Origin of the sequence: Dehalobacter sp. MCB1 (assembly GCF_003590275.1) — a bacterium.
Lineage (GTDB): Bacteria > Bacillota > Desulfitobacteriia > Desulfitobacteriales > Syntrophobotulaceae > Dehalobacter.
Window position 1 is genome coordinate 23,126 of sequence record NZ_LXPC01000002.1, and the last position, 25,457, is coordinate 48,582.

22 protein-coding genes and 14 tRNA genes are annotated in these 25,457 nt (G+C 46.6%); 1 reads left to right on the top strand and 35 read right to left on the bottom strand.

The window, feature by feature from the left end; all coding sequences use genetic code 11:
* Positions 1 to 28: 28 nt before the first annotated feature.
* From A7K50_RS01200 to A7K50_RS01315, 24 genes are all read right to left on the bottom strand, one after another.
* Positions 29 to 1,237, bottom strand: coding sequence for a type II secretion system F family protein (locus tag A7K50_RS01200; RefSeq protein ID WP_020493048.1), 1,209 nt, complete (start codon positions 1,235 to 1,237; stop codon positions 29 to 31).
* 414 nt (positions 1,238 to 1,651) lie between these two features.
* Positions 1,652 to 1,725: transfer RNA gene (locus A7K50_RS01205), tRNA-Gly, on the bottom strand.
* A gap of 5 nt (positions 1,726 to 1,730) precedes the next feature.
* A tRNA-Ile gene (locus A7K50_RS01210) sits at positions 1,731 to 1,807 on the bottom strand.
* Position 1,808: 1 nt separating this feature from the next.
* Positions 1,809 to 1,883 (bottom strand) — tRNA-Asn (locus A7K50_RS01215).
* A gap of 6 nt (positions 1,884 to 1,889) precedes the next feature.
* Positions 1,890 to 1,980, bottom strand: a tRNA-Ser gene (locus A7K50_RS01220).
* A 13-nt stretch (positions 1,981 to 1,993) separates the two neighbouring features.
* Positions 1,994 to 2,078, bottom strand: a tRNA-Leu gene (locus A7K50_RS01225).
* Positions 2,079 to 2,085: 7 nt separating this feature from the next.
* Positions 2,086 to 2,161, bottom strand: a tRNA-Thr gene (locus tag A7K50_RS01230).
* Positions 2,162 to 2,177: 16 nt separating this feature from the next.
* A tRNA-Arg gene (locus A7K50_RS01235) sits at positions 2,178 to 2,254 on the bottom strand.
* Between the two features lie 9 nt (positions 2,255 to 2,263).
* Positions 2,264 to 2,338: transfer RNA gene (locus tag A7K50_RS01240), tRNA-Gly, on the bottom strand.
* 8 nt (positions 2,339 to 2,346) lie between these two features.
* Positions 2,347 to 2,422 (bottom strand) — tRNA-Lys (locus A7K50_RS01245).
* Positions 2,423 to 2,452: 30 nt separating this feature from the next.
* Positions 2,453 to 2,528: transfer RNA gene (locus tag A7K50_RS01250), tRNA-Lys, on the bottom strand.
* A gap of 3 nt (positions 2,529 to 2,531) precedes the next feature.
* Positions 2,532 to 2,606 (bottom strand) — tRNA-Gln (locus tag A7K50_RS01255).
* A 35-nt stretch (positions 2,607 to 2,641) separates the two neighbouring features.
* Positions 2,642 to 2,718: transfer RNA gene (locus A7K50_RS01260), tRNA-Asp, on the bottom strand.
* Between the two features lie 152 nt (positions 2,719 to 2,870).
* A tRNA-Val gene (locus tag A7K50_RS01265) sits at positions 2,871 to 2,946 on the bottom strand.
* Positions 2,947 to 2,988: 42 nt separating this feature from the next.
* Positions 2,989 to 3,064: transfer RNA gene (locus A7K50_RS01270), tRNA-Glu, on the bottom strand.
* Between the two features lie 85 nt (positions 3,065 to 3,149).
* A complete protein-coding gene (locus A7K50_RS01275) occupies positions 3,150 to 4,814 on the bottom strand; it encodes a ribonuclease J (RefSeq protein ID WP_026156643.1) in 1,665 nt (554 codons plus the stop codon).
* 372 nt (positions 4,815 to 5,186) lie between these two features.
* Positions 5,187 to 6,071: a 4-hydroxy-tetrahydrodipicolinate synthase gene (gene dapA, locus A7K50_RS01280; RefSeq protein WP_119774468.1), complete on the bottom strand. Its 885-nt coding sequence runs from the start codon at positions 6,069 to 6,071 to the stop codon at positions 5,187 to 5,189.
* Positions 6,072 to 6,112: 41 nt separating this feature from the next.
* Complete coding sequence (gene dapG, locus A7K50_RS01285; protein WP_020493051.1) at positions 6,113 to 7,339, bottom strand: aspartate kinase; 1,227 nt, start codon at positions 7,337 to 7,339, stop codon at positions 6,113 to 6,115.
* 53 nt (positions 7,340 to 7,392) lie between these two features.
* On the bottom strand, positions 7,393 to 8,388 hold the full coding sequence (locus A7K50_RS01290; protein ID WP_119774469.1) for an aspartate-semialdehyde dehydrogenase: 996 nt from the start codon (positions 8,386 to 8,388) through the stop codon (positions 7,393 to 7,395).
* 110 nt (positions 8,389 to 8,498) lie between these two features.
* Entirely contained in the window at positions 8,499 to 9,095 is a 597-nt protein-coding gene (locus A7K50_RS01295; protein ID WP_020493053.1) for a dipicolinate synthase subunit B, read from the bottom strand.
* The gene (gene dpsA, locus A7K50_RS01300; protein WP_119774470.1) at positions 9,085 to 10,014 is read right to left on the bottom strand and encodes a dipicolinate synthase subunit DpsA; all 930 of its coding nucleotides are present in this window, start codon (positions 10,012 to 10,014) and stop codon (positions 9,085 to 9,087) included. The genes A7K50_RS01295 and dpsA overlap by 11 nt, the downstream gene beginning before the upstream one ends.
* A 77-nt stretch (positions 10,015 to 10,091) precedes the next feature.
* Entirely contained in the window at positions 10,092 to 10,895 is an 804-nt protein-coding gene (gene dapB / locus A7K50_RS01305; RefSeq protein WP_119774471.1) for a 4-hydroxy-tetrahydrodipicolinate reductase, read from the bottom strand.
* Between the two features lie 153 nt (positions 10,896 to 11,048).
* Positions 11,049 to 11,300, bottom strand: a complete 252-nt coding sequence (locus A7K50_RS01310) for a YlmC/YmxH family sporulation protein (protein WP_020493056.1) — start codon at positions 11,298 to 11,300, stop codon at positions 11,049 to 11,051.
* A gap of 1 nt (position 11,301) precedes the next feature.
* A complete protein-coding gene (locus A7K50_RS01315) occupies positions 11,302 to 11,616 on the bottom strand; it encodes a hypothetical protein (protein WP_020493057.1) in 315 nt (104 codons plus the stop codon).
* Between the two features lie 233 nt (positions 11,617 to 11,849).
* Here A7K50_RS01315 and A7K50_RS01320 point away from each other — a divergent pair, with 233 nt between their 5' ends.
* A complete protein-coding gene (locus A7K50_RS01320) occupies positions 11,850 to 13,058 on the top strand; it encodes an OFA family MFS transporter (RefSeq protein ID WP_119774472.1) in 1,209 nt (402 codons plus the stop codon).
* Positions 13,059 to 13,081: 23 nt separating this feature from the next.
* Here the strand turns inward: A7K50_RS01320 and dut are convergent, their stop codons facing one another.
* From dut to infB, 11 genes are all read right to left on the bottom strand, one after another.
* Complete coding sequence (gene dut / locus A7K50_RS01325) at positions 13,082 to 13,546, bottom strand: dUTP diphosphatase (RefSeq protein WP_119774473.1); 465 nt, start codon at positions 13,544 to 13,546, stop codon at positions 13,082 to 13,084.
* A gap of 42 nt (positions 13,547 to 13,588) precedes the next feature.
* On the bottom strand, positions 13,589 to 14,857 hold the full coding sequence (locus A7K50_RS01330) for a pitrilysin family protein (RefSeq protein ID WP_119774474.1): 1,269 nt from the start codon (positions 14,855 to 14,857) through the stop codon (positions 13,589 to 13,591).
* Positions 14,858 to 14,898: 41 nt separating this feature from the next.
* Positions 14,899 to 16,107, bottom strand: a complete 1,209-nt coding sequence (locus A7K50_RS01335) for a D-alanyl-D-alanine carboxypeptidase family protein (RefSeq protein ID WP_243103600.1) — start codon at positions 16,105 to 16,107, stop codon at positions 14,899 to 14,901.
* A gap of 13 nt (positions 16,108 to 16,120) precedes the next feature.
* Positions 16,121 to 16,876, bottom strand: a complete 756-nt coding sequence (locus tag A7K50_RS01340) for a polysaccharide deacetylase family protein (RefSeq protein WP_119774476.1) — start codon at positions 16,874 to 16,876, stop codon at positions 16,121 to 16,123.
* 400 nt (positions 16,877 to 17,276) lie between these two features.
* Positions 17,277 to 19,415, bottom strand: coding sequence for a polyribonucleotide nucleotidyltransferase (locus tag A7K50_RS01345; protein ID WP_119774477.1), 2,139 nt, complete (start codon positions 19,413 to 19,415; stop codon positions 17,277 to 17,279).
* Positions 19,416 to 19,634: 219 nt separating this feature from the next.
* Entirely contained in the window at positions 19,635 to 19,901 is a 267-nt protein-coding gene (rpsO, locus tag A7K50_RS01350) for a 30S ribosomal protein S15 (protein ID WP_019226874.1), read from the bottom strand.
* Between the two features lie 95 nt (positions 19,902 to 19,996).
* Positions 19,997 to 20,941 carry a bifunctional riboflavin kinase/FAD synthetase gene (locus A7K50_RS01355; RefSeq protein WP_119774478.1) on the bottom strand — a complete coding sequence of 315 codons (945 nt, stop codon included), beginning with the start codon at positions 20,939 to 20,941 and terminating at the stop codon, positions 19,997 to 19,999.
* A gap of 34 nt (positions 20,942 to 20,975) precedes the next feature.
* Positions 20,976 to 21,860 carry a tRNA pseudouridine(55) synthase TruB gene (truB, locus tag A7K50_RS01360; protein WP_119774479.1) on the bottom strand — a complete coding sequence of 295 codons (885 nt, stop codon included), beginning with the start codon at positions 21,858 to 21,860 and terminating at the stop codon, positions 20,976 to 20,978.
* Positions 21,844 to 22,839, bottom strand: coding sequence for a bifunctional oligoribonuclease/PAP phosphatase NrnA (locus A7K50_RS01365; RefSeq protein WP_119774480.1), 996 nt, complete (start codon positions 22,837 to 22,839; stop codon positions 21,844 to 21,846). The genes truB and A7K50_RS01365 overlap by 17 nt, the downstream gene beginning before the upstream one ends.
* On the bottom strand, positions 22,820 to 23,194 hold the full coding sequence (gene rbfA, locus A7K50_RS01370; protein WP_015044118.1) for a 30S ribosome-binding factor RbfA: 375 nt from the start codon (positions 23,192 to 23,194) through the stop codon (positions 22,820 to 22,822). The genes A7K50_RS01365 and rbfA overlap by 20 nt, the downstream gene beginning before the upstream one ends.
* Positions 23,195 to 23,216: 22 nt before the next feature.
* Positions 23,217 to 25,457: translation initiation factor IF-2 (gene infB, locus A7K50_RS01375; RefSeq protein WP_199698209.1), on the bottom strand; the 2,241-nt coding region annotated here is incomplete at its 5' end.

Below are 25,457 nucleotides of genomic sequence, written 5' to 3' on the forward strand. Positions count from 1 at the left end.
TATATTCCCCCTCTAATGTAAAATTCACTTAAATATTCTGATAGGCGCCATACATCGCCGAAACAATCGACAGAACAATAAAGCCGATCACGACCGCCATCACAACGATCAAGGCCGGTTCAAACAGCGCCAGCATACGCTGAATTGCCACATCAGCTTCCTCGTCATAATAGGCAGACGTTCTTTCCAAAATACTCTCAAGTGAGCCGGATTCCTCGCCGATGCTGATCATGGAATAAATCATCGGCGGAAACACCCCGATCTTGCGGATGGACTGCGAGATCGTCGCTCCTTTGCTCATATCCTCTTTGGCAGCTAACAGACCGTCACTGACTACTTTATTCCCAAGCACTTTCGCGGTGATTTCTATACAGTTCAGCAAAGGAATCCCGCTGCTTAACAGCGTGGAAAGGGTACGGGCCATCCTGGCGGACATGATCTTGATAGAAGTCGACTTTACAACAGGTATTTTCAGTTTCATTCCATCCCATTTCAGTCTTCCGGAATCGGTCTTAATGTATTGTCTTGTTGCAAAAACGATCGCTGCAATCACAATAATTAAAATGTACCAATAAGACCTCATAAAGTTACTGATTCCCATAAGGATTCTGGTTGTCAGCGGCAGGGTTGTGCCGGTCGATTCAAACATGGCGGTAAACGTCGGCAGCACAAAAGTCATCAATATAATAACCACAATGATCATTACGCCGGTTAAGATGGCCGGGTATGTCATAGAAGAAATCATTTTTGTCCGAAGCTTTCGTTCCTTTTCAAAATGCTCGGTCATTTTAGCCAGTACGAGATCGAGTTTTCCACTGGCTTCTCCAGACTCAATCATATTAATCAGGATTTCAGGAAATGCCTGCCCCTGCTTGCGCATAGCTTCGGAAAGCATATCACCTTTTTGGACTGCTTCATAAACTCTGAGAACAACCGCTTTGAGCTTTTTGCTTTCCGTTTGCTGATAGATTACATCGAGTGCTTTGATGACTGTTACCCCGGCTGTTAATAGTGCATGAAACTGGTTGCAAAACACGACAAGGTCTTTGACTTTTAGCTTGATCGGCTTATCCTTGCTAATCGCTTTTTGCGCGCTTTGTTTCTTTTCACTGACTTCGATGCAAAAAAGCTGTCGCTCTTTGAGCTGGCGGTAAAAGTTCTGAATACTATCGGCTTCCAGAACGCCTGTCGATCTCTGGCCGGAAAAATCTTTAGCAACATACGAATATAGAGGCATATTTTCACTCCCTCTGCATATTTTACATTTAATTTACATTAATTTTACATAATTTTTACATTTATTCGCTTATCTTATATTTCATTTTTAGAAATGAAAATACATTTTAATTATACTACTAAATAGCATAAATTGTAATATTTTTCTCAAATTGTCATTGACAAAATCTTGACAAGTTTTATTTCTTTCTAATACTAATTATATTACTTCAAAACTTGAATCCCATCACCTAGTTTATTATGCACGTTCTATTTTACTTCTTCGTCCATCAACTCCGCGGGTGATGGGAATCGCTCCGCTTCACTAATTGGCCTCTGCCAATTCGCTCGCTATCACGCCGGGGTGGGAAAATGCTTCCATAGGTCGCATGCTCCATAAAAAAATCCTGCGCTGTGCGCAGGATTCTATTTTCTTTGGAGCGGGTGATGGGAATCGAACCCACGTAACCAGCTTGGAAGGCTGGCACTCTACCATTGAGTTACACCCGCATGTTTGGTAGCAGGGGGGGGATTTGAACCCTCGGATGAGCGGGTATGAACCGCTTGCCTTAGACCACTTGGCTACCCTGCCATGGCTCCCCGAGCTGGATTCGAACCAGCAACCTATCGGTTAACAGCCGATTGCTCTACCGTTGAGCTATCGAGGAATATGCTGGCGGAGAAGGAGGGATTTGAACCCTCGCAGCAGTTACCCACTCTAACGGTTTAGCAAACCGTCCTCTTCAGCCACTTGAGTACTTCTCCGTAAACTACTGATTGGTGCGGAAGGCGGGACTTGAACCCGCACGGTGTTAACCACACGCCCCTCAAACGTGCGCGTCTGCCAATTCCGCCACTCCCGCATAAAACTGGAGCCGTTAACCGGGATTGAACCGGTGACCTTATCCTTACCAAGGATACGCTCTACCTACTGAGCTATAACGGCGAATGCCTTTGAAAGATGGTGCGCTCGGAGGGATTCGAACCCCCGGCCTTCTGATTCGTAGTCAGACGCTCTATCCAGCTGAGCTACGAGCGCATATTTTTTTGGAGCGGGTGACGAGATTCGAACTCGCGACTTTCACCTTGGCAAGGTGACACTCTACCACTGAGTTACACCCGCATGATAGATGGTGAGCCATCCGCGGCTCGAACGCGGGACACCCTGATTAAAAGTCAGGTGCTCTACCGACTGAGCTAATGGCTCGGAAGTGATACCGTTCAAATGGTTAAATGGTGGTGGGCCATCAGGGGCTCGAACCCTGGACACCCTGATTAAGAGTCAGGTGCTCTACCAGCTGAGCTAATGACCCGTCTGGCTGGGGTGGCTGGATTCGAACCAACGTATGCCAGAGTCAAAGTCTGGTGCCTTACCGCTTGGCGACACCCCATCGGTTTCAGGATGAATTCAGAACCTGATGAATAATGGCGACCCCGATCGGATTTGAACCGACGATCTCCTGCGTGACAGGCAGGCGCTTTAAACCACTAAGCTACGGGGCCAATTCGATATTCGAGGCACGACGTTCGATATTCGAACCTTCGTATTCCTCTGCAGTAAGTTTCCCGATGTTCAGTTCGTACCTTCCGCTCTTCAAGCAATATCTTATATATGCTTTTTCAAACTTCGCGCCTCGAACTTCGAACTTCGAGTTTGGTGGGCGATGACAGGATCGAACTGCCGACATCCTGCTTGTAAGGCAGGCGCTCTCCCAGCTGAGCTAATCGCCCTTATCTGATGTTCAGGGAAAACCCCAAACGTCGGATTTGAAATGGTGACCCGTACGGGATTCGAACCCGTGTTACCGCCGTGAAAGGGCGGTGTCTTAGGCCGCTTGACCAACGGGCCAAAATTGCGAGAACATTTGATAGTATAGCTAAATGCGAAAACATTGTCAACCCGTTTAGGAAAAAAATGTTGGAAGTTATTGAACTTATTTCACTTCTTGAATAATTGGCAGAATGACCGGTTTTCTTTTCGTTTTTTCGTACAGATGCTTGCCTAGAACTTCTTTAATCTGATTTTTGAGTGTGACCCATTCAATGATACCGTTCTCGAGGCAGCGCTCAGTGGTCTGTCTGATTTTCTCTTTGGCCTCATCCAGCATCGATTCGGATTCTCGGACATAGACAAATCCCCTGGTCACGATATCGGGTCCGGCAACGATTTCATTGGTGGAGCGGCTCAGCGCAATAACTACAATTAAAATACCGTCCTGAGACAGCTGTTTGCGGTCGCGCAGCACAATATTGCCTACGTCCCCTACGCCCAATCCATCCACTAAAATTCTGCCGGATGGCACTTTCCCGGCAATACCTGCTCCATTTCTGGTGAACTCAATGACACTTCCATTTTCAGCAATAAAAATATTTTTGTGCGGAATGCCAAGTTGTTCGGCAATCTGGCCATGCTTAATCAGCATGCGATACTCACCGTGTACAGGGATAAAATACTGCGGTCTCACCATATTCAGCATCAACTTTAATTCTTCCTGACTGCCATGACCGGAAACATGGACGCCCGATGCTTGTTCGTGGATCACATTAGCGCCAAGTTTAAACAACTGATCGATGGTCCGGGCAACCGATTTCTCATTTCCGGGAATCGGACTGGCGGAAATAATCACGGTATCACCGGGCAGGATTTCGACCTGCTTATGATCGCTAGAAGCCATACGGGAAAGCGCCGACATCGGTTCTCCCTGGCTCCCTGTTGTAATAATACAGGCCTGATTCGGTGGCAGCTGAAGAACCTCTTCTACATCGACCAGCGTTCCTTCTGGAATGATCAGATAGCCATATTCAGCAGCGATTGAGGCGTAATTCTGCATGCTCCTGCCGACAATGGCAACCTTCCTGTTTGTTTTGAAAGCAGCGGTGATGACCTGCTGCACGCGATGGATATTCGAAGCAAAGCTGGCTAAAATGATCCTTTCCTTGGCGGTGCGGAATACATCGTCAAACATCTGACCGACCACTCTCTCCGACATCGTGAAACCAGGCCTTTCTACATTCGTGCTGTCGGACATTAGGCAGAGTACGCCTTTTTCACCCAATTCGGAGAATTTATAGATATCCAGGATCTCTGAGGTAACGGGAGTATGATCTAGTTTAAAATCTCCGGTATGAACGATCACACCAAGGGGTGTATGGATGGCCAGACTCACAGAATCAGGTATACTGTGGTTGACCCGGATAAAATCAATTTTAAAAACGCCAAGCTTGATACTCTCTCCAGGATTGACGACAGTCGATTTAAACCGGTTGACATTGCACTCCTTTAATTTGGCCTGGATCAGTCCCAAGGTAAGTTTTGGCGCAAATACAGGCGCGTCTATGTCCTTTAGAAGATACGGGAATGTCCCGATATGATCTTCATGGCCATGGGTCACCACAATCCCTAGCAACATGTCCTTGTTTTCAATGACATAGGAATAGTCAGGGATGACCAAATCAATTCCGGGCATGTCATCTTCAGGAAAAGCCATACCGGCGTCAATCATGATCATCTGGTTGTCATACTTTACCAGCGTCATGTTTTTTCCGATCTCACCCAACCCGCCTAAAGGGATAATTTGCAGTTTGTGTTCTTTTGGCAAAGGCAATACCTCCATTAATTTATATATATTTCACTTTATTAATTTCAATTGTAATCCTATTAATTTGTAAACCTAGAGAATACAATAAGATACCCCGAAGTACCTGAGCAGGATAAAAAAGACTAAAACAAAAAAACACAAACAAAAATAGAAACAGGCAAAAATACCTCTTGGTTTCTTTGATTCCATTATTCGGTTAGCCGTACAACACCATTGAATTTATTATAGTACTTGAATATCAGATATGCAAGCTGGGTGAACCGCTTCCAACATTATTGTTCCCCATTCGCGAATAAAACTAAAACTTCGGCATAGCCAAAGTTTTAAATTATTTATTATTTTTTTGATTTTATCTGAAAGCAATTTCTGAGATTAGACCTCTTCAGGCAGATTCCGGATATTCGTGAGCAATTCTTTTAAGAAAGCCTGTTCCGTCTGGGTCGGGCCAACGATGGGCAACCGGTAGCCTCCGGCTTTGATGCCGACTTCATTCAGCAGATACTTCACAGGCACTGGATTTGTTGCCACGAACATCCCTTTAAAAATCGGGAACAGTAGTAGATGCCATTTTAAAGCTTTCTCCATATCGCCGGCCTTAAACGCAGCAACCATTTTTTGCATCTGGGTACCGATCAGATGCGAAGCGACACTTACAATCCCTCTCCCGCCTAAAGACAGCATCGGCAAGGTCAGTGAATCATCGCCCGAATAAATCGCAAAGGTCGAAGGCAGTTCCTTTTTCAGTTCACTGACCTGATCCATCGATCCTGCTGCTTCTTTAATGCAGACAATATTTGGGGTTTCAGCTAGTTTGGCGACTGTAGAAGGAAGAAGATTGATGACTGTCCTTCCTGGTATGTTATAAAGCATCACAGGCCGGTCTGTAGCCGCTGCAATGGCTCTAAAATGCTCATAAAGACCTTCCTGAGAAGGTTTACTGTAATACGGAACTACTGCCATAATGCCATCGAGCTGATTTGAGACTTTCTCGGCAAGTTCAATACTTTCACGGGTCGAATAGGTACCCACGCCTGCAATGACTTTACACGTATCCCCAACCGCCTCTTTCACTGTCATAAAAAGCTTAAGCTTTTCTTCACCGGTCAGATTAGGGCTCTCACCGGTTGTTCCGGCTACGACGATCCCTTCTGTGCCGTTTTCAGCCAAATATCTGGCCAACACTGCGGCTGCAGGATAATCAATCTCCAGCTTATCGTTAAATGGTGTGACCATAGCGGTTAAAACGCTGCCAAACATTTCTCTTTCCTCCATAAACTATTTTATGCACTGCCAGGCTGTCAAATGCCAAGCTCAAATTTTTTGTGCAAAGACTGAACAGCCGGAACCATATGTTCCTTTCTGACAAGCACCCAGATCGTAGTATGGGAGTCAGCGGACTGAAGAATCTCAATGCCGCTCTCAGCAAGTGCTTCTGCCATATTGGCCATGACGCCGGGCACATCGGCAATCCCCCCGCCAACAAGCGCGATCTTAGCACATCCTGGTGCGGATTCAGGGTTGAAACCCAGATTCTTTAAAATATTGATGGCTTTCTTTGCCAGCTCATCACGAACGGTATACAGGACAGTTTCCGGCTGAACGCTGATGAAATCGACACTAATATCCGCTAAAGCCATCCCCTTAAATATTTTGGTGATCGCTTTGGGTTTATTTTCTTCTTCTTGAATGTGGATCTTGATCTGGGTGACATTCGGGGTATGTGCAATCCCGGTAATAATCCTGTCACCGATCATGTCCGAACCCTCCGCGAGGTCGGGCTGAACATTGGTGACCAGCGTTCCTGGAGCATCGGAAAACGTACATTTTACCCGCAGTGGGATATTCTTCTGCATCGCGATTTCCACGGCGCGCGGATGGATGACTTTAGCTCCCTGATGCGCCAGATGGCAGATATCATTATAGGTGATCACGTCAAGGATTTTGGCATCCTGGACGATTCGGGGGTCTGCAGTCATAATACCTTCGACGTCCGTATAAATATCGATTGCTTCAGCATTTAGTGCGACACCAATCGAACAGGCCGTCGTATCGCTTCCGCCTCTGCCCAGGGTTGTAATTTGTCCGTCTTCGGTCATACCCTGGAAGCCCGTAACGACAACAACTTTGCCTTCTTTCAGCTGTTCCAGGATATTTTCCGGTTCGATTTTGACAATTCTTGCATCGCCAAAACTGCTATTGGTGATAATGCCGGCCTGTCCACCCGTTAAAAGAATAGCTTCCAGCCCGAGGCCCTGCAGGGTGCTAACCATAATGCTGCCCGAAATGATTTCTCCACAGCTTAAGAGCAAGTCCATTTCTCTTTTGGGCACTTCGGAATAAATGTTTGAGACCATCTTAATCAGCGTATCAGTCGCATAGGGATCTCCCGAACGCCCGATTGCAGAAACAACAACTACAGGCGAATATCCTTGATTAATAGCCTCGGAAACCTTAGCCGCGACCTGCGCTCTTCTTTCCGGATTGGCCAGGGAAGTTCCGCCAAATTTTTGAACCAATATCCGCAAGATAATTTCTCCTTCCTCTACTTTCTTAACTTGTTCTGATTTTGCTTTCCTTACTATGATAACAGCAATTCTGCAATCTGGACCGCATTTGTCGCTGCACCTTTGCGAATCTGATCACCCGCAATCCAGAGATTAATCCCCTGATCAATGGTTTGATCTTCCCGGATTCTTCCGACCAGAACTTCATCCCTGTTCGAGCTATCGAGCGGCATCGGATAAATATCTTTCGCCGAATCGTCTTTTAAGATTACGCCGGGAGCCTGGGCAAGCGCAGCCTTGACCTGATCAATCGTGATTTTTTTCTCAGTCTCAATATTGATGGATTCACAGTGGGAACGAAAGACTGGAACACGGACACAGGTAGCCGTAATACGCATATCATCCCTGTGGAAGATTTTTTGGGTTTCCTTGACCATTTTCCATTCTTCCTTTGTATAGTCACCCTCCTGGAATACATCAATTCTGGGTATCAGGTTAAAGGCGATCTGATATGGAAAGGTATCGATATCCGTGATCTTTTCCCCGTTGCTCCACGACTTCACCTGTTCCTCCAGTTCAATAATCCCTTCTTTTCCCGCGCCTGAAACTGCCTGATACGTCGATACCACAATGCGCTTGATTGGCGAAAGAGTTTCGAGTGGTTTCAGTGCCACGACCATGATAATCGTGGAACAGTTCGGATTGGCAATAATCCCTTTATGCCATTTGACATCTTCGGGGTTGACTTCAGGCACAACCAGAGGAACATCCGGATTTAGCCGAAAAGCACTGCTGTTGTCAATAACGACTGCTCCGCTCTGGACTGCGGCCGGCACATACTCCGTACTGGCGGAACCACCCGCAAATAAGGCGATATCAATGCCTTGAAAGCTCTGATTCGTTGTTTCTTGTACTTCTATTTCTTTTCCCTGCCAGGAAATCCGTGATCCACTTGATCTTTTCGTCGCAAGCAAGCGAAGCTCATCCACCGGAAACTTCCGTTCTGCAAGAATTTTCAAAAATTCCTGACCAACGGCACCCGTTGCCCCGACAATTGCAATATTTGGCATTGAGATCCTCCTAAACATGAATATTCAATAATTCTGACAATTCACTTTCGACAACTAAGTATTAATATAGTATAAATCATTATTCTCTCATAGGATACTAAATATTTTGGCTACTCAGAAGAAGTAATTTCTACCAAGAGCGGTTCGATTTGCTTTCCCTGGCAGGCCATCAATATCGTGTCCGGTATTTTATTCATCTGGGCAACGAGAGAATTGGTTTTTTTGAGCGGGCTGTCCTGACCAAAAGGCACCAGATAGATATTCTTTGCTAAGAGTAAAGCTCCAATATTTTTAGCGTTAACCCCTAACCCGTCATTTGTAGATATAGCAATTACCACAGGTCCTAAGTTGCGCAAATGTGCTTTGGTAGCCATTAAGACGGGTGTATCGGTGATTCCGTTAGCGAGTTTGGCAAGTGTATTTCCGGTACAAGGCGCAATAACCATGCAATCAAAAAACTTGCCCGGCCCGATCGGTTCTGCTTCCGGAATAGTTCTGATCGGGTCTTTCCCTGTAATCTCTTTAAGTCTAGCTTTCCAGTACGCTGCTTCTCCGAATCTCGTATCCACTGTATTAACGGACTCCGAAACAATCGGCGTTATATCTGCTCCTTCTTCGACAAGCTGTCTGATCACCCCCATGACCTGGCCAAGGGTACAATGGGAACCGGTCAGCGCGAAACCGATGTGCAGCTTTTCAAATCTCATTTTTGGGCACCCCCCTCCGGACTGCAGCAGCAGGTGCAAGGTGCTCAAGAATCAGAGGTGGATAAAGCTTCGCCAGCATTTTTCCGGCAGTCTTTGGCGCAACAATACCTGGCAGGCCAGGGGCAAGCTGAGCCTTAATACCAAGCATCTGGGCATATTCAAAGTCAATACCTCCCGGAATAGAGGCAATATCAATAATGACGGTTTCCCGGGACATTTTGTTCAGCAGATCTCTGCCAAGAATCAGGGCTGGTACGGTATTGAAAACAATTTCCGCCCTGTTGATTTCCTTTTCAAGATCAGAAAAACCGATTGAACGTACTCCCATCTCTATAGCCCGGGCCTGGTCTGAGGGCTTACGTGCAACACACGTAACTCTTGCTCCCATTCCCTTCAGTAGATTCACCAGTGTCATGCCGCAGCGTCCAAGACCCAAAACAAAGCTTTCACTGCTGTGAATGGTGATCGTGGTGGCCTCCATTGCCATCTGAACCGCCCCCTCGGCTGAAGGTATCGAATTCAAAATGACCATTTCATTACGGTTTGCTATTTCCACGAGGTCTATGTTCATCTTTTCGGCTGCACTGATTAGGGCAGGACGGGCCCAGCCTATAAACAGCGGAACACTAGGCGGAATCGATTCCAGAACTTCATTATTTAAGATGATCGGAGAATTAGAATACTTTGCTTTGATCAGGCCCCGCTCATCTGTCCCAAACATAGGTAAGATAAGCGCATCTGCTTTAGCAATAATCTCGGTAAAAGATTTGGCATGCTCAATGCTGTCTCCAAGCGGAGACTTTTCCAGACCGAGCCCGATGATCTTCGCCCCACACTTTTGCAGCTCAGGGACAAGAAATATTTCTCTATCATCCCCGCCGATTACTGCCAGGCGAACTCCTTCAAGTACCGCATTCATGTTTATGCCTCCTTACTGGATAGTGTCCAGTTAACTACTATCCAGTATATGAGCAGCCGAGAAACGCGGTGCTTAAACTAATCCAGGAAATTCTCGAGTCCGACAACAAGTCCGGTCAAATTACATGCTTTACGAATGGCCAGCATCACCCCGGGCATGTAGGTTTCCCGTGTATATGCGTCATGACGGATCGTAAGTGTCTGTCCAAATCCTCCGAAAATGACTTCCTGATGGGCAATCAGTCCCGGTAAACGGACGGAATGGATGTGAATGCCATTCAGGTCTCCGCCCCGCGCACCGGGTATTTTTTCATATTCATTCGGATGTCCCTGGATGATCGGTTCCCGGATCTCAGAGATCATATCCGCGGTTTTCAAAGCAGTACCGGAAGGTGCATCCAGCTTCTGATCATGATGATATTCAATGATATCGACGTGATGAAAGTATTTTGCGGTTTCTTTTGCAAACTTCATCATCAGGATTGCGCCAAGCGCAAAATTTGGTGCTATAAAAACTCCGGTGCCGGCCTCTTTGGACAAATCTTCCAATTCGCTAATTTCATGGTCGTCCAGCCCAGTCGCTCCAATAACAGGAATAACCCCCGCCTTAATTGCAGTTTTGGCATTGGAAAACACCGATTGGGGATTCGTAAAATCAACGAGAATATCTACATGCAATTCTTTTAATTTTTCTATTTCCATCTGTCCGGAAATCTGTATGTCAAATGGTGGCTGTCCAAGGACTGATCCAATATCCTTCCCTTGATTCTGAATATCTGATACCCCTACAAGCTCCATATCCTTCTGCAGACGTATTGTCCTGACTGTTTCCATGCCCACTTTGCCACATGCTCCGGCAACAAATACGCGTATTTTGTTCAAATATACCCCTCCTGAATACGGTAACGCAAAACCCCGCGCCAGAAGCCTTTCGGGGTTTAATACTCTTCTTATTCTATTATATCAATAGAAACCTGTCAAATGACGGCCACGGATGGCCCAATGCCGCGATGCCATGGACGGTAAGGAGCGGTCCTACATATCGATATCTACGATAATCACTTCGCTGCCTACTTTTTTGATGGCTTTCCAGGGGACGACCACGTACCCGCTTTCTTTTTCACTGTTTTTATTAAAAAACCTTCCGTACCCCGCTCTTGAATCAATGATAATTGCCTCAATTTTTCCTTCGGGGCTAATTTTTATATCACTCTCGCCAATTGAACCGAGCTTCGCGCCATCATGAAGATTGATAATTTCTTTTCCTGACAGTTCACTTAAAAGCATATTACACACTCCTGCCCCGGAACGTTTCCCATAGTTTTTGACCATAGGGCTGCAGTATCGCAATGATCAGCGAAAAAACAGCCAGTGGTTTTATAAAATAAACTGATGAAGGATTCCAGATGTTTTCGGGTATCCCTAGAAAGGTCAGCAGCAGTTCCAAAGATATATAAATTCCGCCCGCAGTCCCGACCAGCTGGGTAATGGCTTTGGCCAAACGGTTAGGCGCCTCAGGAGACCTCCACATCATGACTTTTACTCTTGTTCTCAATGATACAGCAATCCCGAGTGCCAGCAGAACACTATATAGAATACTCATAAACACTTCAGGGCTTTCATTTGGAATCCCCCCTAAGCATATCTATGAGGGAAAAAACGGCATTATTCTTTCGTAAACGGGTAACGCTTTATTATCTTCCGTTGACGTGCTGAATACTGCTTTTGCAGTCAGAATCACAAACCTTTGATCTCTTTTCTGATAAGATACGTAAAAAGATAACGCTGGCCGGATTCTATCAGGATCGATGGACAGATAAAGAAAGGAAGATAATGATGAACAGAGCGAAACAAGGTTGGACAGTTACTTTGGCCGGAACAGGTATTAATTTAGCTCTTGGTGTCCTTTACACCTGGAGCGTCTTTGCAGCTGCTCTGATTGAGCAATTCCACTGGACTAAGACAGCGGCTTCTGTTCCGTATATGGTCGCCTGCGCAGTGTTTGCCTTGATGATGGTTCCCGGCGGATATCTTCAAGACCGGTACGGCCCCCGCTGGATTGCTGCCCTTGGCGGAATCATGGCAGGCAGTGGCTTAATCCTGAGCAGCTTTACGCACTCACTGACCATGCTGATCGTTACTTTCGGTTTAATTGCCGGGATGGGGATCGGGCTCGGATACTCGGCTGCGACACCTGCCGCAGTCAAATGGTTTCCCCCAGAAAAAAAAGGTCTGATCTCGGGTGTGGTTGTTGCCGGTTTTGGTTTAGCTTCTCTTTATATCGCACCATTAACCAATGCTTTGCTGAGAAGGTTTGACATAGAGAACACCTTCCGTATTGAAGGGATCCTATTCTTACTAATTATTGTTTTACTTGCCCAGCTGCTGACTGTTCCTTCCACTCTAAGCGGCCAATCTCGAAGTAGCACAGCTTCCCCTTCAGCTTCTACTGCCCCGACAGGAGGCCTGAACTGGCGGCAAATGCTTATAAGACGGGAATTCTATCTGCTTTGGGTGATGTATGCGGCAGGCGCCAGCGCCGGGCTGATGATCATCAGCCAGCTTTCTTCAATTGCCAAGACGCAGGCCGGCATTTCCTGGGGGTACGCGATGGTCGCTTTACTGGCCGTTTTCAATGCCTCCGGCAGGGTTATTGCCGGTTGGCTTTCCGATAAAATAGGGCGTTCCTGGTCGATGCGTATTTTCTTTTTGATACAGGCGCTCAACATGCTTGCTTTCAGCACTTACAATACTCCGGTATTAATTGCGTTAGGTGCAGCCATTGCAGGATTAGGCTACGGTTCTTTGCTTTCACTCTTCCCATCAGCAACCTATGACTATTTTGGTACAAAACATGCCGGAGTAAATTATGGTTTTGTCTTTACTGCCTGGGGTGTCGGCGGCGTCTTTGGCCCCCTGATGGCAGCTCAAATCGCGGATGCGATGAAAAGCTATTCACTTGCGTTTACCATTTCGTGTATCCTATGTTTGTTAGCAGTCTTTTTGACTTTCTTTTTGAAAAGGCCGAAAAGACTTGGACAATAAAATGAATCAGCTTAACTGACTTTCTATAAGCCAGTCGAGCCGAATCCGCCTTCCCCCCTGAGCGTGTCACCCAGATCTTCAACCTCTGTAAAAATGGCCCGGCAGACGGGCATAAACGCAATCTGGGCAATGCGGTCACCATTGCTGACGACAACGTCTTCTTTTCCAAGATTAATCATCAGCACTTTGATTTCACCCCGGAAGTCGGAATCAATGACACCGACTCCGTTGCTTAAAGCAAGACCTTTTTTATCTGCCAGGCCGCTGCGGGCGAACACAAAAGCTGCCACCTGCGGGCCTGGCAGTTCTATGGCTATTCCGGTAGGAACACGGACCCTTTCCCCTGGCCTCACAACCATGTCCTGGTCCAGAGAAGCAAATAGGTCTGCGCCTGCGGCTCCTGCCGTTGCATAAAAAGGTACATTGGATCTGTCCGCATCTCCGTCCGAAATCTTCTTTATCTTGACTCGAATCCTCTCTTCCAGCATCGTTCTCTTCTTCCTCCGCATTTTTTCTTTGCCTTTATGGCATCATGTTTCTGCAAAAGCTTCCTCAATAATCCTGTCAAAATCTGTATTATAATCCTTTTGTCCCAGCGTAAGGATGCTGATTTTTTCTTTCTGCCAGAGACGCTCCATCACTCTCTTGACATCGGCCGTGGTGACCTTTTCCAGTTTTTCAACTGCCTCTTCCGGTGTTTTTACTTCGCCAAAAGACAGCTCTGTTTTGCCGAGCCTGCTCATCCTGCTGCTAACAGATTCTAGTCCCAGATAAAGGTTGCCCTTGATCTGGGCTTTCGTTTTCATGAGTTCCTCTTCAGTTAATCCTTCTCTTTTTAATTTATTCAATTCATCGAGGATACATTTGATGACTTCATCCGTATTTCCAGGGCTCGTGCCTGCATACACCGCAAACAGACCGGTGTCGACATAGGTGGAGTGATAGGAATAGACAGAATACGCCAGACCTCTCTGTTCCCTGATTTCCTGAAAAAGGCGCGAACTAAGCCCTCCACCTAAAATGCTGTTGATCACATGCATCACATAGATATCCTCATGATCCTGTCCAAGCCCCGGCACCCCGACAATCAGGTGCATCTGCTCGGTATCTTTGCCAACCGCTTTTCTACAGGTCGTCCCCTGAGGGTTTTCCTTGATGGAATCTGTTCTTTGTCTCTGAAAATCACCGAACATGGCTAGCTGGCGGATGATATCCTCATGCTTGATTTTTCCGGCTACCGCAATGACGACCTGATCAGGTGTATAGTGCGTCTCTAGATAATGCCTGACCTTCTCACTGCTTAAATCATGAATGGTTTCTTCCATACCAAGGATCGGTTTGCCCAGCGGGTCTTTATGCCAGACATATTGGGAAAAGAGATCATGGATCAGCTCATCCGGAGAATCCTGATACATTTTGATTTCTTCAATGACAACATTTTTTTCTTTATCTATCTCCTTCGGATCAAAGAGAGAGTTAAAAAACATATCACTTAAGACATCAACCGCGAGAGAAATGTCCTCATCCAGCACTTTGGCGTAATAACAGGTAAGTTCCTTCGTTGTAAACGCATTGATCTGACCACCGACAGCTTCCAGAGACTCGGCTAGCTGACGGGCACTTCGTTTTTCGGTTCCTTTGAAAAACATATGTTCAATAAAATGTGAGATCCCTTCATACCCTGCCGTTTCGTTGCGGGACCCTGTTCCGACCCAAATCCCGATTGCCACGGAACGGACAAAATCTATCTCTTCGGTAATGATACGGACTCCGTTAGGCAATACGTGTTTTCGATGCAATGTTCTTCCCCCTTAAGCACATAGATAACGCTCTATTTAGTTTATCCTTTCTTAGCAAAGAAATCCAGTAAATCGTCCACAAAGATTCGGACTCTTCCGGGAAGATTGTCCGGGTTTTTCCCATCATGCTGTGCCAGGAGTGGTACTTCTTTAAGAAGCTTGTCCCCTGCATAAATTTGGTAATGACCTAGAATGTCTCCTTCTTTAATTGGATAGTCAATCTCCGTCCTTAAGTTTATCTGCATCTTAAGACTTTTAATCGTGTCTTTTTCAAGACAGAGCCGGATATCTTTGCTTAGAACCAGCGGAAGTTGCGTATTTGAAATCGCAAAGTTGCCTGCAACGTCCCCTTTTTTCCCTATTTCAATGATTCCGGTATAATCAAAGCCCCATTGCAGAAGTCTTTGGGCATCTCCGAAACGATCCGGTGCATTCAGTACAACGCAGATCAGTCTCCGCCCGTCTTTACTGGCTGACGCGACCAGGCATTTCCCTGCTGCATTGGTCGTTCCCGTTTTTACACCATCCGCCAAAGGATAATTCCACAGAAGTTTATTGGTGTTTTTGGCATTTTGAGACTTACGGGGCTCCTCAAAGTTAATGACTGAATATTTTTGGCTTACGATTTCGGCAAATTGAGAGGTATTCATCGCATATCTGGTGATAAGAGCCAGGTCATATGCCGTGGAATAATGATTTGGATCGGGCAGACCGTTTGGATTGATAAAATTTGTGTTATAAGCACCCAGCGAGACTGCTTTCTGATTCATTAGCCGGATAAACTCATCCTGACTTCCGGCGGTCTTTTCAGCAAGCGCGACACACGCATCATTACCGGAGCTTAAGAGCGCTCCTTCCAGTAATTCTCCAATCTTAATCTTGTCTCCCTTGTCCAGATAAATAGAGGATTCCCCAACATTGCCAGCTTTCTCACTGACCGTGGCTATCTCCTCCTGATCTGTCAATTCCAGAGCCAGGATTGCGGTCATAATCTTGGTAGTGCTAGCGGGCGGCCGCTGGGCATTTCCGTCTCTGTCATATAGCAGCTCTCCTGTTTCCGCGTCAAGCAGCACTGCCGAATGCGCTGTTACATATGGAAGCGTCCATTTTCCGCTTGATAAACTGGACGTCTCGATCGTCATTTCTCCGGACAACCTGGTATTTTGGGCATATAGAGGACTGCCTGCTGTCAGCATCATGGTCAGCAAACTCAGAATGATGCCCAAGAATCTTTTTTTCAATTGTACCACCCCTTCATTTTGCTCAAGGAGTAGTATTTCCTGTTAATCCAGTTGTTATTAATTTTTCTATCGTTACGAAACTAAAACCTTCATTTTTTAAACCGGCTAAGATATCGGGCAACGCCTTGACGGTATTCTCCTTTGGATGCATCAGGACAATAGCACCTTTTTTCTCCGGTTTTACGCCATATCGTATTTTAGGATCCAAAATTCTCTGGGCTATCAGTTCCGGCGTGCTCTCCAGCTTCCAGTCAATCGTGTCCAGCGTCCAGAGGATGGTCGTATAACCCAGCTCATCTGCTGCCTGAAGTCCGTTTTTCCCTTTTTCCCCATATGGAGGAGCATAGTATATTGTTTTGCACCCGGTCGCTTCTTTAATTATATTTTCCGTCTTGCTTAACTCTTCTTTATTTTGAACCACAGTCAGATTGTCTGGATGCGGATGGGAATAGCTGTGATTGCCAAGCAAATGTCCTTTTGCTGCAATCTGCTGAATAAGTTCGGGATGCTTGGCTGCCCATTTACCCGTCACAAAAAACGTTGCCTTGGCCTGATAGCGGTTGAGAATATCCAGTATTTCCGGGATATACTCTTCTCCCCAGTCGACATTAATGGTAAGCGCAATCATCTTTTGGTCCGTCTGGACCTGATCAACCAGAACGGGCAAATTAGGGTTGTCGACTCCGACGACTCGGGTTTGCATCAGGGTTAGACCGATAAAAACAACGAACAGGGTAATTGCTTTGAATTTAATCTTCGTCAGAGGAAAAAATGACATATGCATCCCCTCCCCTACATTAATATGACGATGAGAAGTAATACAGACGTCATTTTATATTGACTATTCAATACTTATTTAAGGCGGGTCTCCATAATACATAACCGCTTTCGGCTATTGTGCCATCCATGGCACAAAAAGCCGCGCTCCGCATCATGCTCCGCTTGACGCTGGCTATGCATTATGGAGACACTAATTTCAAGTACCATAACGTATTAGAGTAGGCCCAGAGGTTTTGGCGTGTTAGCGAGGATTCCTGTTTGTAGCTGCGGAAACGTGTGAGCGGAGTATCTGTGCAATGCTACACTGCCCAAGAATAGAAAAAAGACGCCTCAATTATATATGAGACGCCTTCTGTGAGCTGAGTTTAGTTAGCTCCATTAAAGCTCGCAAAAATTTTTTATTCTTTCCGGCCCTGGCTCTGTCCGAGAGCGTCTTTACGGGACAGGTTCAATCTGCCCTGCTTATCGATGCCGGTAGCCTTGACGATGATCTCGTCGCCAAGTTTGACGATATCTTCTACTTTGTTCACACGGTTCACATCGAGCTGGGAGATATGCACGAGACCGTCCTTACCCGGAAGTCCAAGCACCCCGGGAATCACTTCGACGAAGGCACCAAAATCCATGATCCGGACAACTTTACCCTTGTAAATTTTCCCAACCTCAATATCCTGCGTCAAAGCGCGGATGATTTCAGCTGCCTTGTCTCCGGCTTCACCATCCACTGCAGCGATAAATACCTGACCGTCGTCTTCAATATCGATTTTAACTTTGGTCTCTTCGACGATCTTCTTAATGATCTTGCCGCCTGGTCCGATGACATCCCTGATTTTGTCAGGGTGAATCGAGAACGTAATAATCCTCGGTGCATAGGGTGAAAGATTCGGTCTGGGCTGCGGCAAAACCTGCAGCATTTTGTCCAGGATGAACATCCTGCCGGCCTTGGCCTGAGCCAGAGCCTGTGTGAGGATCTCACGGTTGACGCCTTTGATCTTGATATCCATCTGCAGTGCTGTAATGCCCTCGGCAGTACCGGCTACTTTAAAGTCCATATCACCATCGTGGTCTTCTAAACCCTGAATATCGGTAAGAATCGCAAAATGGTCTTCTTCTTTAATCAATCCCATTGCAATCCCAGCTACCGGGGCCTTAATCGGAACCCCTGCATCCATTAGAGCGAGTGTGCTGCCGCAGACGGAAGCCATGGAGCTCGACCCGTTGGACTCCAATACTTCGGAAACCAGACGCAGCGTATACGGGAATTCACTTTCCGGAGGAATCATCGGCAGCAAGGCGCGTTCTGCCAAAGCGCCGTGACCAATCTCACGTCTGCCCGGTCCCCTGTTTGGACGGACTTCGCCGACACTAAAGGCCGGAAAATTATAATGGTGCATATAACGTTTAGAGTCTTCCAATCCCAAACCGTCAATAATCTGCTCATCACCGGCAGCTCCTAATGTCGCAACCGTGAGTACCTGTGTCTGTCCGCGCGTAAACAGACCGGTACCGTGTGTTCTCGGCAGACGTCCGACTTCAATCGTGATTGGTCTGATCTCATCCAGAGCACGGCCATCAGGCCTGATATGTTCGTGGGTAATCAGCTTACGGACAATTTTATGGGTCAGGTCATCCAATATTTTCGTAACTAATTTTAAATCCTCAGGAAATTCCTCGGCAAAAACTTCGAGCGCGTCTGCTTTGACCTTTTCAACAGCTTCCTGGCGGGCCAGTTTTTCTTCAATACGGATAGCCTGATCGAGCTTGTCATAACCCCAGGCCAGGACCTTGTCAGATATTTCCGCAGGGATCTCGACCGGAGTGACTTCTCTTTTGGCTTTGGCAAGTCCCACTTCCAGGGCTGCCCCCCTGTATCTCTCAATAAACTCTGCTATCTTTTTAATTTCTTCGTGCGCAAACATGATCGCTTCAAGCATCTGATCCTCAGGGACTTCCTTGGCTCCAGCCTCGACCATCATAATCGCATCTTTGGTTCCAGCAACAGTCAGATGCATTTTACTGATTTCCGCCTGAGCTACCGTTGGGTTAACGACAAACTCTCCGTCGACAAGTCCGACAACCACGGCGGCAATAGGACCCAGAAAAGGAATATCGGAAATCGTGAGCGCAGCCGAAACTGCGTTGATAGCCGTTACGTCCGGTGCACAGTCCTGATCGACGGACATGACCATCGCACTGATCTGTACATCGTTACGATAACCGTCCGGGAAAAGCGGACGGACCGGTCTGTCTATCAGTCTTGACGACAATATGGACCTCTCACTAGGTCTGCCTTCTCTTTTGATGAATCCACCGGGAATCTTTCCTACGGCATAAAAACGTTCTTCCAAATCAACAGTCAAAGGGAAAAAGTCGATCCCTTCCCGTGGTTTAGAACTGGTCGTTGCAAATGCAGATATGACTGTGTCTCCATATCTGGCATAAATTGCCCCTCCGGCTTGACGACCTATGATACCGGTTTCAAACGACAGGTTTCTGCCTCCAACCTGTAGCGAGCGTTCCAAGACTTCTTGAGTCACTTTGGAAACCTCCTTAAATACGCTTCTTTTATTCACAATTTTTTATTATCCGGAGTGTGTTCGACATATTATTTATTATTTCCTGCACCCGAACAAAAAAAACAATCCGGACAATTTTTCTTAAGATAAATACCCTAATACATAAATACAAAGAGCGCTGAACACGCTCCTGTAAATATCGACATATAAATTGAATGACCAAAATATTTTCGATGGTTTTTAGTGACGTAAGCCAAGTTCTGTTACTACTGTGCGGTAACGATTAAAATCGGATTTCTTGAGGTAGTTCAGCATTGCACGGCGTTGTCCAATCAATTTAAAAAGACCCCGGCGGGAATGATGATCTTTCTTATGGGTCTTGAAATGTTCTGTCAGCTCATTGATTCTCGTAGTGAGAAGAGCGATCTGAACCTCGGGTGAACCTGTGTCTCCTTCATGCTGCTGAAACTTCGCAATGATATCCTTCTTTTTCTCCGGTGTAAGCATTGGTTCTGCACCTCCATATTTTTTAAGCGCCTGCTGCCAAGTAAGACGGTGGAGATTCGTCGAACCCAGTCAGCGGTTATCCTTGTCATTTTAACTTATTCCATAAATTTTGTAAAGTTTTGTTTTTGCAGCTTTTGTTTTGCGGCTTTCATGTCTTTACCGAGTTGCTCCGTGATTTCCTTGACTCCATTAAATTTCTTCTCGGAACGCAATCTGGCCTGAATATCTATGAATAAGTCCTTCTGATATAAATCTCCGTGAAAATCAAAAAAATGAATCTCCGTGGTCTTCTCTAGGCCGGTTTTAAAGGTCGGTACAATCCCGATGTTCATCATCCCGCCGTAGATCCTGCCGTCAATTTTTGCAGTAACGACATACACACCATTTTTGGGGATTAGCAAGTCCTCATACGTCTCTATGTTGGCTGTCGGAAATCCAATATCCCTACCCCGCCCGTCACCGTGAACCACCGTTCCGATAATCGTAGGTGCGCGTCCCATCATCAACTTGGCTAGATCGATATCCCCGTTCAGAAGTGCACGTCTGATTTCGGTCGAAGAGATCACTCTGTCGTCAAGCATCTGGGCTTGGACAACACTTACCCCAAAATTGTAAGTTTCACCAAACTTTTCGAGGTCGCTAGGTTTTCCTTTGCCATGACAGCCAAAGGAGTAGTTGAAGCCAACAATAACATGAACGGCCCTGATCTTCAGCAGAATATTTTCAACGAATTCCTGCGGCGTTGTCTCGGCAAATCCCGGAGAGAAAGGCAATAAGAGCACTCTGTCTACGCCAAATTTTTCAAATAGCATGATTTTCTCATCCTTGCCGGTAATCAATTCCAGTTTTCTATCTGGATGAAGTACTTTCAGCGGATGGGGATCAAAAAGCAAAACTGAAAACAATGTCTTCAGTGAACGTGCTTTCTCTAAGCCGTGCTTCAACAGCTCCTGATGTCCTAGGTGTATACCGTCAAAATTCCCCAGAGCAAGCACAGTCGGCTCAAATTTGTATCCCGGAATCAGAGTGCAAACTTCCAAAAACCTTTACCCCCTAGTACCTTGTTGACCTTTGCTAACCCATGACCTTATTGGGGCATAAACATCCGTTTTCCCAATTCCCTATGCCAATAAAACGTCCCTCACAAAATACCTGAACAGGAAGCTGTTCCGCGTACACTTCAGCATCAACAAGATCCCCTCCGGTAGAAAGCCCGTTTCGGAAAGCGGCAAGCCGATAGGCCGGTATACTTGCCTTTGGCAGTGTGAGCCCCCATTCCGGGGCCAGGAGCATGTGTTCATCGCCGTCGGCAAGCGCCTGATCAATCTCTTCCAGTGTGTAGGTGGAATCCAGCGTAAACTTGCCTGCGCTTAATCTGAGCAAAAAGGACATATGTGCACCGCAACCCAGGGCAGCGCCAATATCGTGACATAAAGTGCGTATATACGTTCCTTTGGAGCATTCCACATCGAATAGAACTCTTGGAAACGTCTCTTCATGCCATTCCACCAGATCCAGCCGCTTGATCTCCACCTGTCTTTTTTCTCTTGCAACATCGATCCCCTGGCGGGCATATTCGTACAGACGCCTGCCATTTTTTCTGACAGCGGAATACATGGGCGGTTCCTGTTCAATGACACCAAGAAAATTCTCCAGTGTATTTGCAAATTGTTCTCGTGATACCATAGGCACAATCCTCGATCGTTCCTGTCCGAAAGCATCCTGCGTATCTGTCGTGATTCCGAGTGTAATCTCAGCTCTATAACTTTTTCCCTGGTCGCTGTGGTATTCTGCCAGCCGCGTTGCCTTGCCAAGGCAAATCGGAAGCACCCCGGCAGCACCGGGATCCAGCGTCCCAATATGGCCTGCCTTGCCGGCCTGTGTTTTCCGAAACAGCCACCTAACAACGTCTGTGGAAGTCATGCCAACAGGTTTTAAAACATTAATGATCCCGTCCAACGTTCAGGGCCTCCTCAAGTGCAGATACAATCATTTGCCTGGCTTGACCCATTGTTCCATTAATAGAACAGCCTGATGCCCGCCGGTGTCCGCCTCCGCCGAACCGGCTGGCAACTTGGTTTACATCAAGCCAGGTATTGGATCGGAAACTGACTTTGATTTCATCCGGGGCAATTTCTTTTAACAGCGCAGCAGCTTCCACCTTTTCGATATTGCGTGCATAGTTCACCAAGCCTTCACTTAAGCTCTCATCTGCACCTGTTTCTTCAAAGTCTTCTCTGGTCAGAACAATGACAGCCATCATTCCCTGCTGATGAAGTTCCAGGTTCGTCAGCGCTTTTTGCAGCAGTCTGGTCTGAGCCAAGCTTTTCTGTTCAAACAGTATATTGTTGATCTGAACAAGATCAAGGCCTGTTTTGAGCAATTCCGCAGCAATCCTGAAGCTTTCGACTGTGGTATTGCTGTAGCTGAACCTGCCTGTATCCGTAATAATCGCAGTATAGAGATTCTCTGCAATTTCCTTGGTCATGGAAACTCCCATTTCACCCAGCAGGTGAAAAATCATTTCACCTGTGGCGGCTGCGCCGGCATCAATCCAATTAACCGTACCGAAACCGTTATTGGAAATATGATGATCAATATTAATCACCGTTTTTCCCTGAAGAAACTCCGGGCAAAGAGTGCTATACGCTCTTTCCGCTTCAGCGCAGTCAATAAAAATAAGGGTTTCTGGAAACTCTTCCGGAGGCAGAACAGAACATATCTTGTCCACACCCGGAAGAAACTTCAAATTTACCGGCAGAAACCCAGGATTATAATAACATATTTTTTTGTTCAGACCTTCTAAGGCAATCCCCAAAGCAAGCATTGAACCTATGCAGTCCCCATCCGGGGATATATGCGTAAGCAGTGCAGCCTCGGAGATTGTATCCAATTTTTTGGCCAGTTCTGAGATCACCTTATTCGTCGTCTTGTCCATCGCTGGATTCACCTTTCGCGCCAACCTCACGAAGCAGCTTGGAAATATGGGCGCCATGTTCAATAGACTGATCATACTTGAAAGTGATCTCGGGAAAATAGCGCAGGCTGATGATTTTACCCAGTTCGCTGCGCAGATATCCGGATGCTTTATTTAAAACATCCAAACTGCTTTTCATTTCCTCTTCTGTTCCCAATACGCTGACGAATATTTTGGCATGCCGCAAATCGTCAGCAACCTCCACATCCGTGACGGTCACGAATCCGAGCCGCGGATCTTTGATATCCTCCCGGATCATCTGTGCCACTTCTGCTTTGATCGATTCTGCCAGGCGAAAAGCCCTGTGTTTAGCCATTCAGAAAACCTCCAATGCTAGTCTAGAGCTCTCTTTTAACTTCCTCCATCGTAAAGGCTTCCAAGATATCTCCTTCTTTAAGATCATTGAAGTTCTTTAAGCCAATCCCGCATTCGTATCCTTCCGCAACTTCCTTGGCATCATCTTTGAAACGTCTCAGAGATTCCAGGTCTCCCTCGTGGATGACAATTGCGTCTCTGATAACCCTGATCTTATCCGATCGATGAATCTTACCGTCGGTTATATAGCTGCCGGCAACAGTTCCAGCCTTTGGCACCTTGAAAATCTGGCGGACTTCCGCTTTACCCTGAATGACTTCCTTAAAATCAGGATCGAGCATACCTTCCATAGCGGCTTTGATATCATCAATCGCATCATAAATGACTCTGTACATTCTGATATCGACACCCTGGAGTTCTGCTGTCGATTTCGTATTGGAATCATGTCTGACATTAAAGCCAATGATGATCGCATTGGAAGCAGCAGCGAGCATCACATCGGATTCACTGATCGCACCCACTCCGCCGTGAATGATGTTTACCCGGACTTCCGAGGTCGTCAGCTTGGCCAGAGACTGTTTAATCGCTTCGACAGAACCCTGAACATCAGCTTTAATAATGATGTTCAAATCTTTGACTTCGCCTTCTTTGATCTTATCAAAAAGGTCATCGAGGCTGATCCTGGACTTTTGCTTGACTTCTTCGGCCTTTTTCTCATCGACGCGCGCATCGGTAATACTGCGGGCAAGTTTCTCGTCGTTGACAACATTGAAGATTTCTCCGGCCGGTGGAACTTCAGACAACCCTTGAACCTCTACAGGCATGGAAGGGACGGCTTTTTTGACCCTGCGGCCTTTGTCATCAACCATAGCTCTGATCCGGCCAAATGAATGCCCAGCAATAATAATATCACCAATATTCAGCGTACCTTTGGAGACCAGAACCGTTGCCACAGGCCCCTTACCTTTATCAAGTTTCGCTTCGATAACGGTTCCGGTTGCCAGTCGATTCGGATTAGCCTTTAGATCTTTCATCTCCGCAACAAGCAGGATCATTTCCAGCAGGTTGTCAATGTTAAGTCTGGCTTTGGCCGAGACCGGCACGGTGATCGTATCCCCGCCCCATTCTTCAACAACCAGGCCGTACTCGGTCAGTTCCTGTTTAACACGGTCCGGATTAGCGTTTTCTTTATCAATTTTATTGATCGCTACGATAATCGGTACATTGGCCGCTTTGGCATGATTAATCGCTTCCACGGTCTGGGGCATAACGCCATCATCCGCAGCCACTACCAGTATGGCAATGTCCGTGACCTGAGCCCCTCTCGCTCTCATAGCTGTAAAAGCCTCGTGACCAGGAGTATCCAAAAAAGTAATCTTTTGGTTTTTAATTTCCACCTGATAAGCACCGATATGCTGGGTAATCCCGCCGGCTTCAGATGCTATGACATTGGCGGAACGAATCGCATCGAGCAAAGATGTTTTTCCGTGATCGACGTGACCCATGACCGTCACAACAGGAGGACGGAATTTGAGCGTGGACGCATCATCTTCTACTTCCTCAATGACTGCCATGGATTTCTCAGCTTTAACCTCAATCGTCATACCCATTTCGGTAGCTACAATCGTCGCTGTATCAGCATCAATTTCCTGATTGATGGTCGCCATAACACCAAGCTTCATTAATTCCTTGATGACCTCACCGGCTTTGCGGCTCATTCTGAGCGCCAGCTCCTGAACTGACAAGGACTCAGGAATAATAATATGCTTGGGGACCACTTCTTTAACCATCTTATTGGGTTGGTTCCGGTTTGGTTGATTCCGGTCATTTTTTCTTAAGATGGAAGAAAAATCTTTTTCATCATTACGCCGTTTATCAAATAGAAACTCTTTATTTTCATGGGCTTTCTTTTTCTCCGGCGGCTGGCGTTTTACTGGCTGCTCAGCGACAGTAAGCTCAACGGATTTTCCTTCAATCTTGATCCTTTGAGTTTGGGGGGCTTTTTTATCTGTCCCTGGGCGCTGTCCCTGGGAAGGTCTTCTTCCGCTATCGGAGAACGGGCGTCCGCCGCCTTGTGGTCTCCGGTCATCACCTGCAGGACGATGTGATGGACGAAAATCACCCTGCGGTCTTGGCGCATACGGCCGATCGCCGCTCATCGGTGGTCTTTGACCCTGCGGTCTAAATTCACCAGGTGGTCTTTGTCCCTGCGGTCTAAATTCACCAGGTGGTCTTTGTCCCTGTGGTCTGAATTCACCAGGCGG

Excerpts from the sequence above, each read along its gene's own strand:
- A7K50_RS01200 (WP_020493048.1), bottom strand. The coding sequence starts at position 1,237 with ATGCCTCTATATTCGTATGTTGCTAAAGATTTTTCCGGCCAGAGATCG.
- dapA (WP_119774468.1), bottom strand. The coding sequence starts at position 6,071 with ATGTTTGGCAGCGTTTTAACCGCTATGGTCACACCATTTAACGATAAG.
- A7K50_RS01290 (WP_119774469.1), bottom strand. The coding sequence starts at position 8,388 with ATGCCAAATATTGCAATTGTCGGGGCAACGGGTGCCGTTGGTCAGGAA.
- A7K50_RS01295 (WP_020493053.1), bottom strand. The coding sequence starts at position 9,095 with ATGAGATTTGAAAAGCTGCACATCGGTTTCGCGCTGACCGGTTCCCAT.
- dpsA (WP_119774470.1), bottom strand. The coding sequence starts at position 10,014 with ATGAATGCGGTACTTGAAGGAGTTCGCCTGGCAGTAATCGGCGGGGAT.
- A7K50_RS01310 (WP_020493056.1), bottom strand. The coding sequence starts at position 11,300 with ATGCTTTTAAGTGAACTGTCAGGAAAAGAAATTATCAATCTTCATGAT.
- A7K50_RS01315 (WP_020493057.1), bottom strand. The coding sequence starts at position 11,616 with ATGAGTATTCTATATAGTGTTCTGCTGGCACTCGGGATTGCTGTATCA.
- A7K50_RS01320 (WP_119774472.1), top strand. The coding sequence starts at position 11,850 with ATGAACAGAGCGAAACAAGGTTGGACAGTTACTTTGGCCGGAACAGGT.
- dut (WP_119774473.1), bottom strand. The coding sequence starts at position 13,546 with ATGCTGGAAGAGAGGATTCGAGTCAAGATAAAGAAGATTTCGGACGGA.
- A7K50_RS01340 (WP_119774476.1), bottom strand. The coding sequence starts at position 16,876 with ATGTCATTTTTTCCTCTGACGAAGATTAAATTCAAAGCAATTACCCTG.
- rpsO (WP_019226874.1), bottom strand. The coding sequence starts at position 19,901 with ATGCTTACACCGGAGAAAAAGAAGGATATCATTGCGAAGTTTCAGCAG.
- A7K50_RS01365 (WP_119774480.1), bottom strand. The coding sequence starts at position 22,839 with ATGGACAAGACGACGAATAAGGTGATCTCAGAACTGGCCAAAAAATTG.
- rbfA (WP_015044118.1), bottom strand. The coding sequence starts at position 23,194 with ATGGCTAAACACAGGGCTTTTCGCCTGGCAGAATCGATCAAAGCAGAA.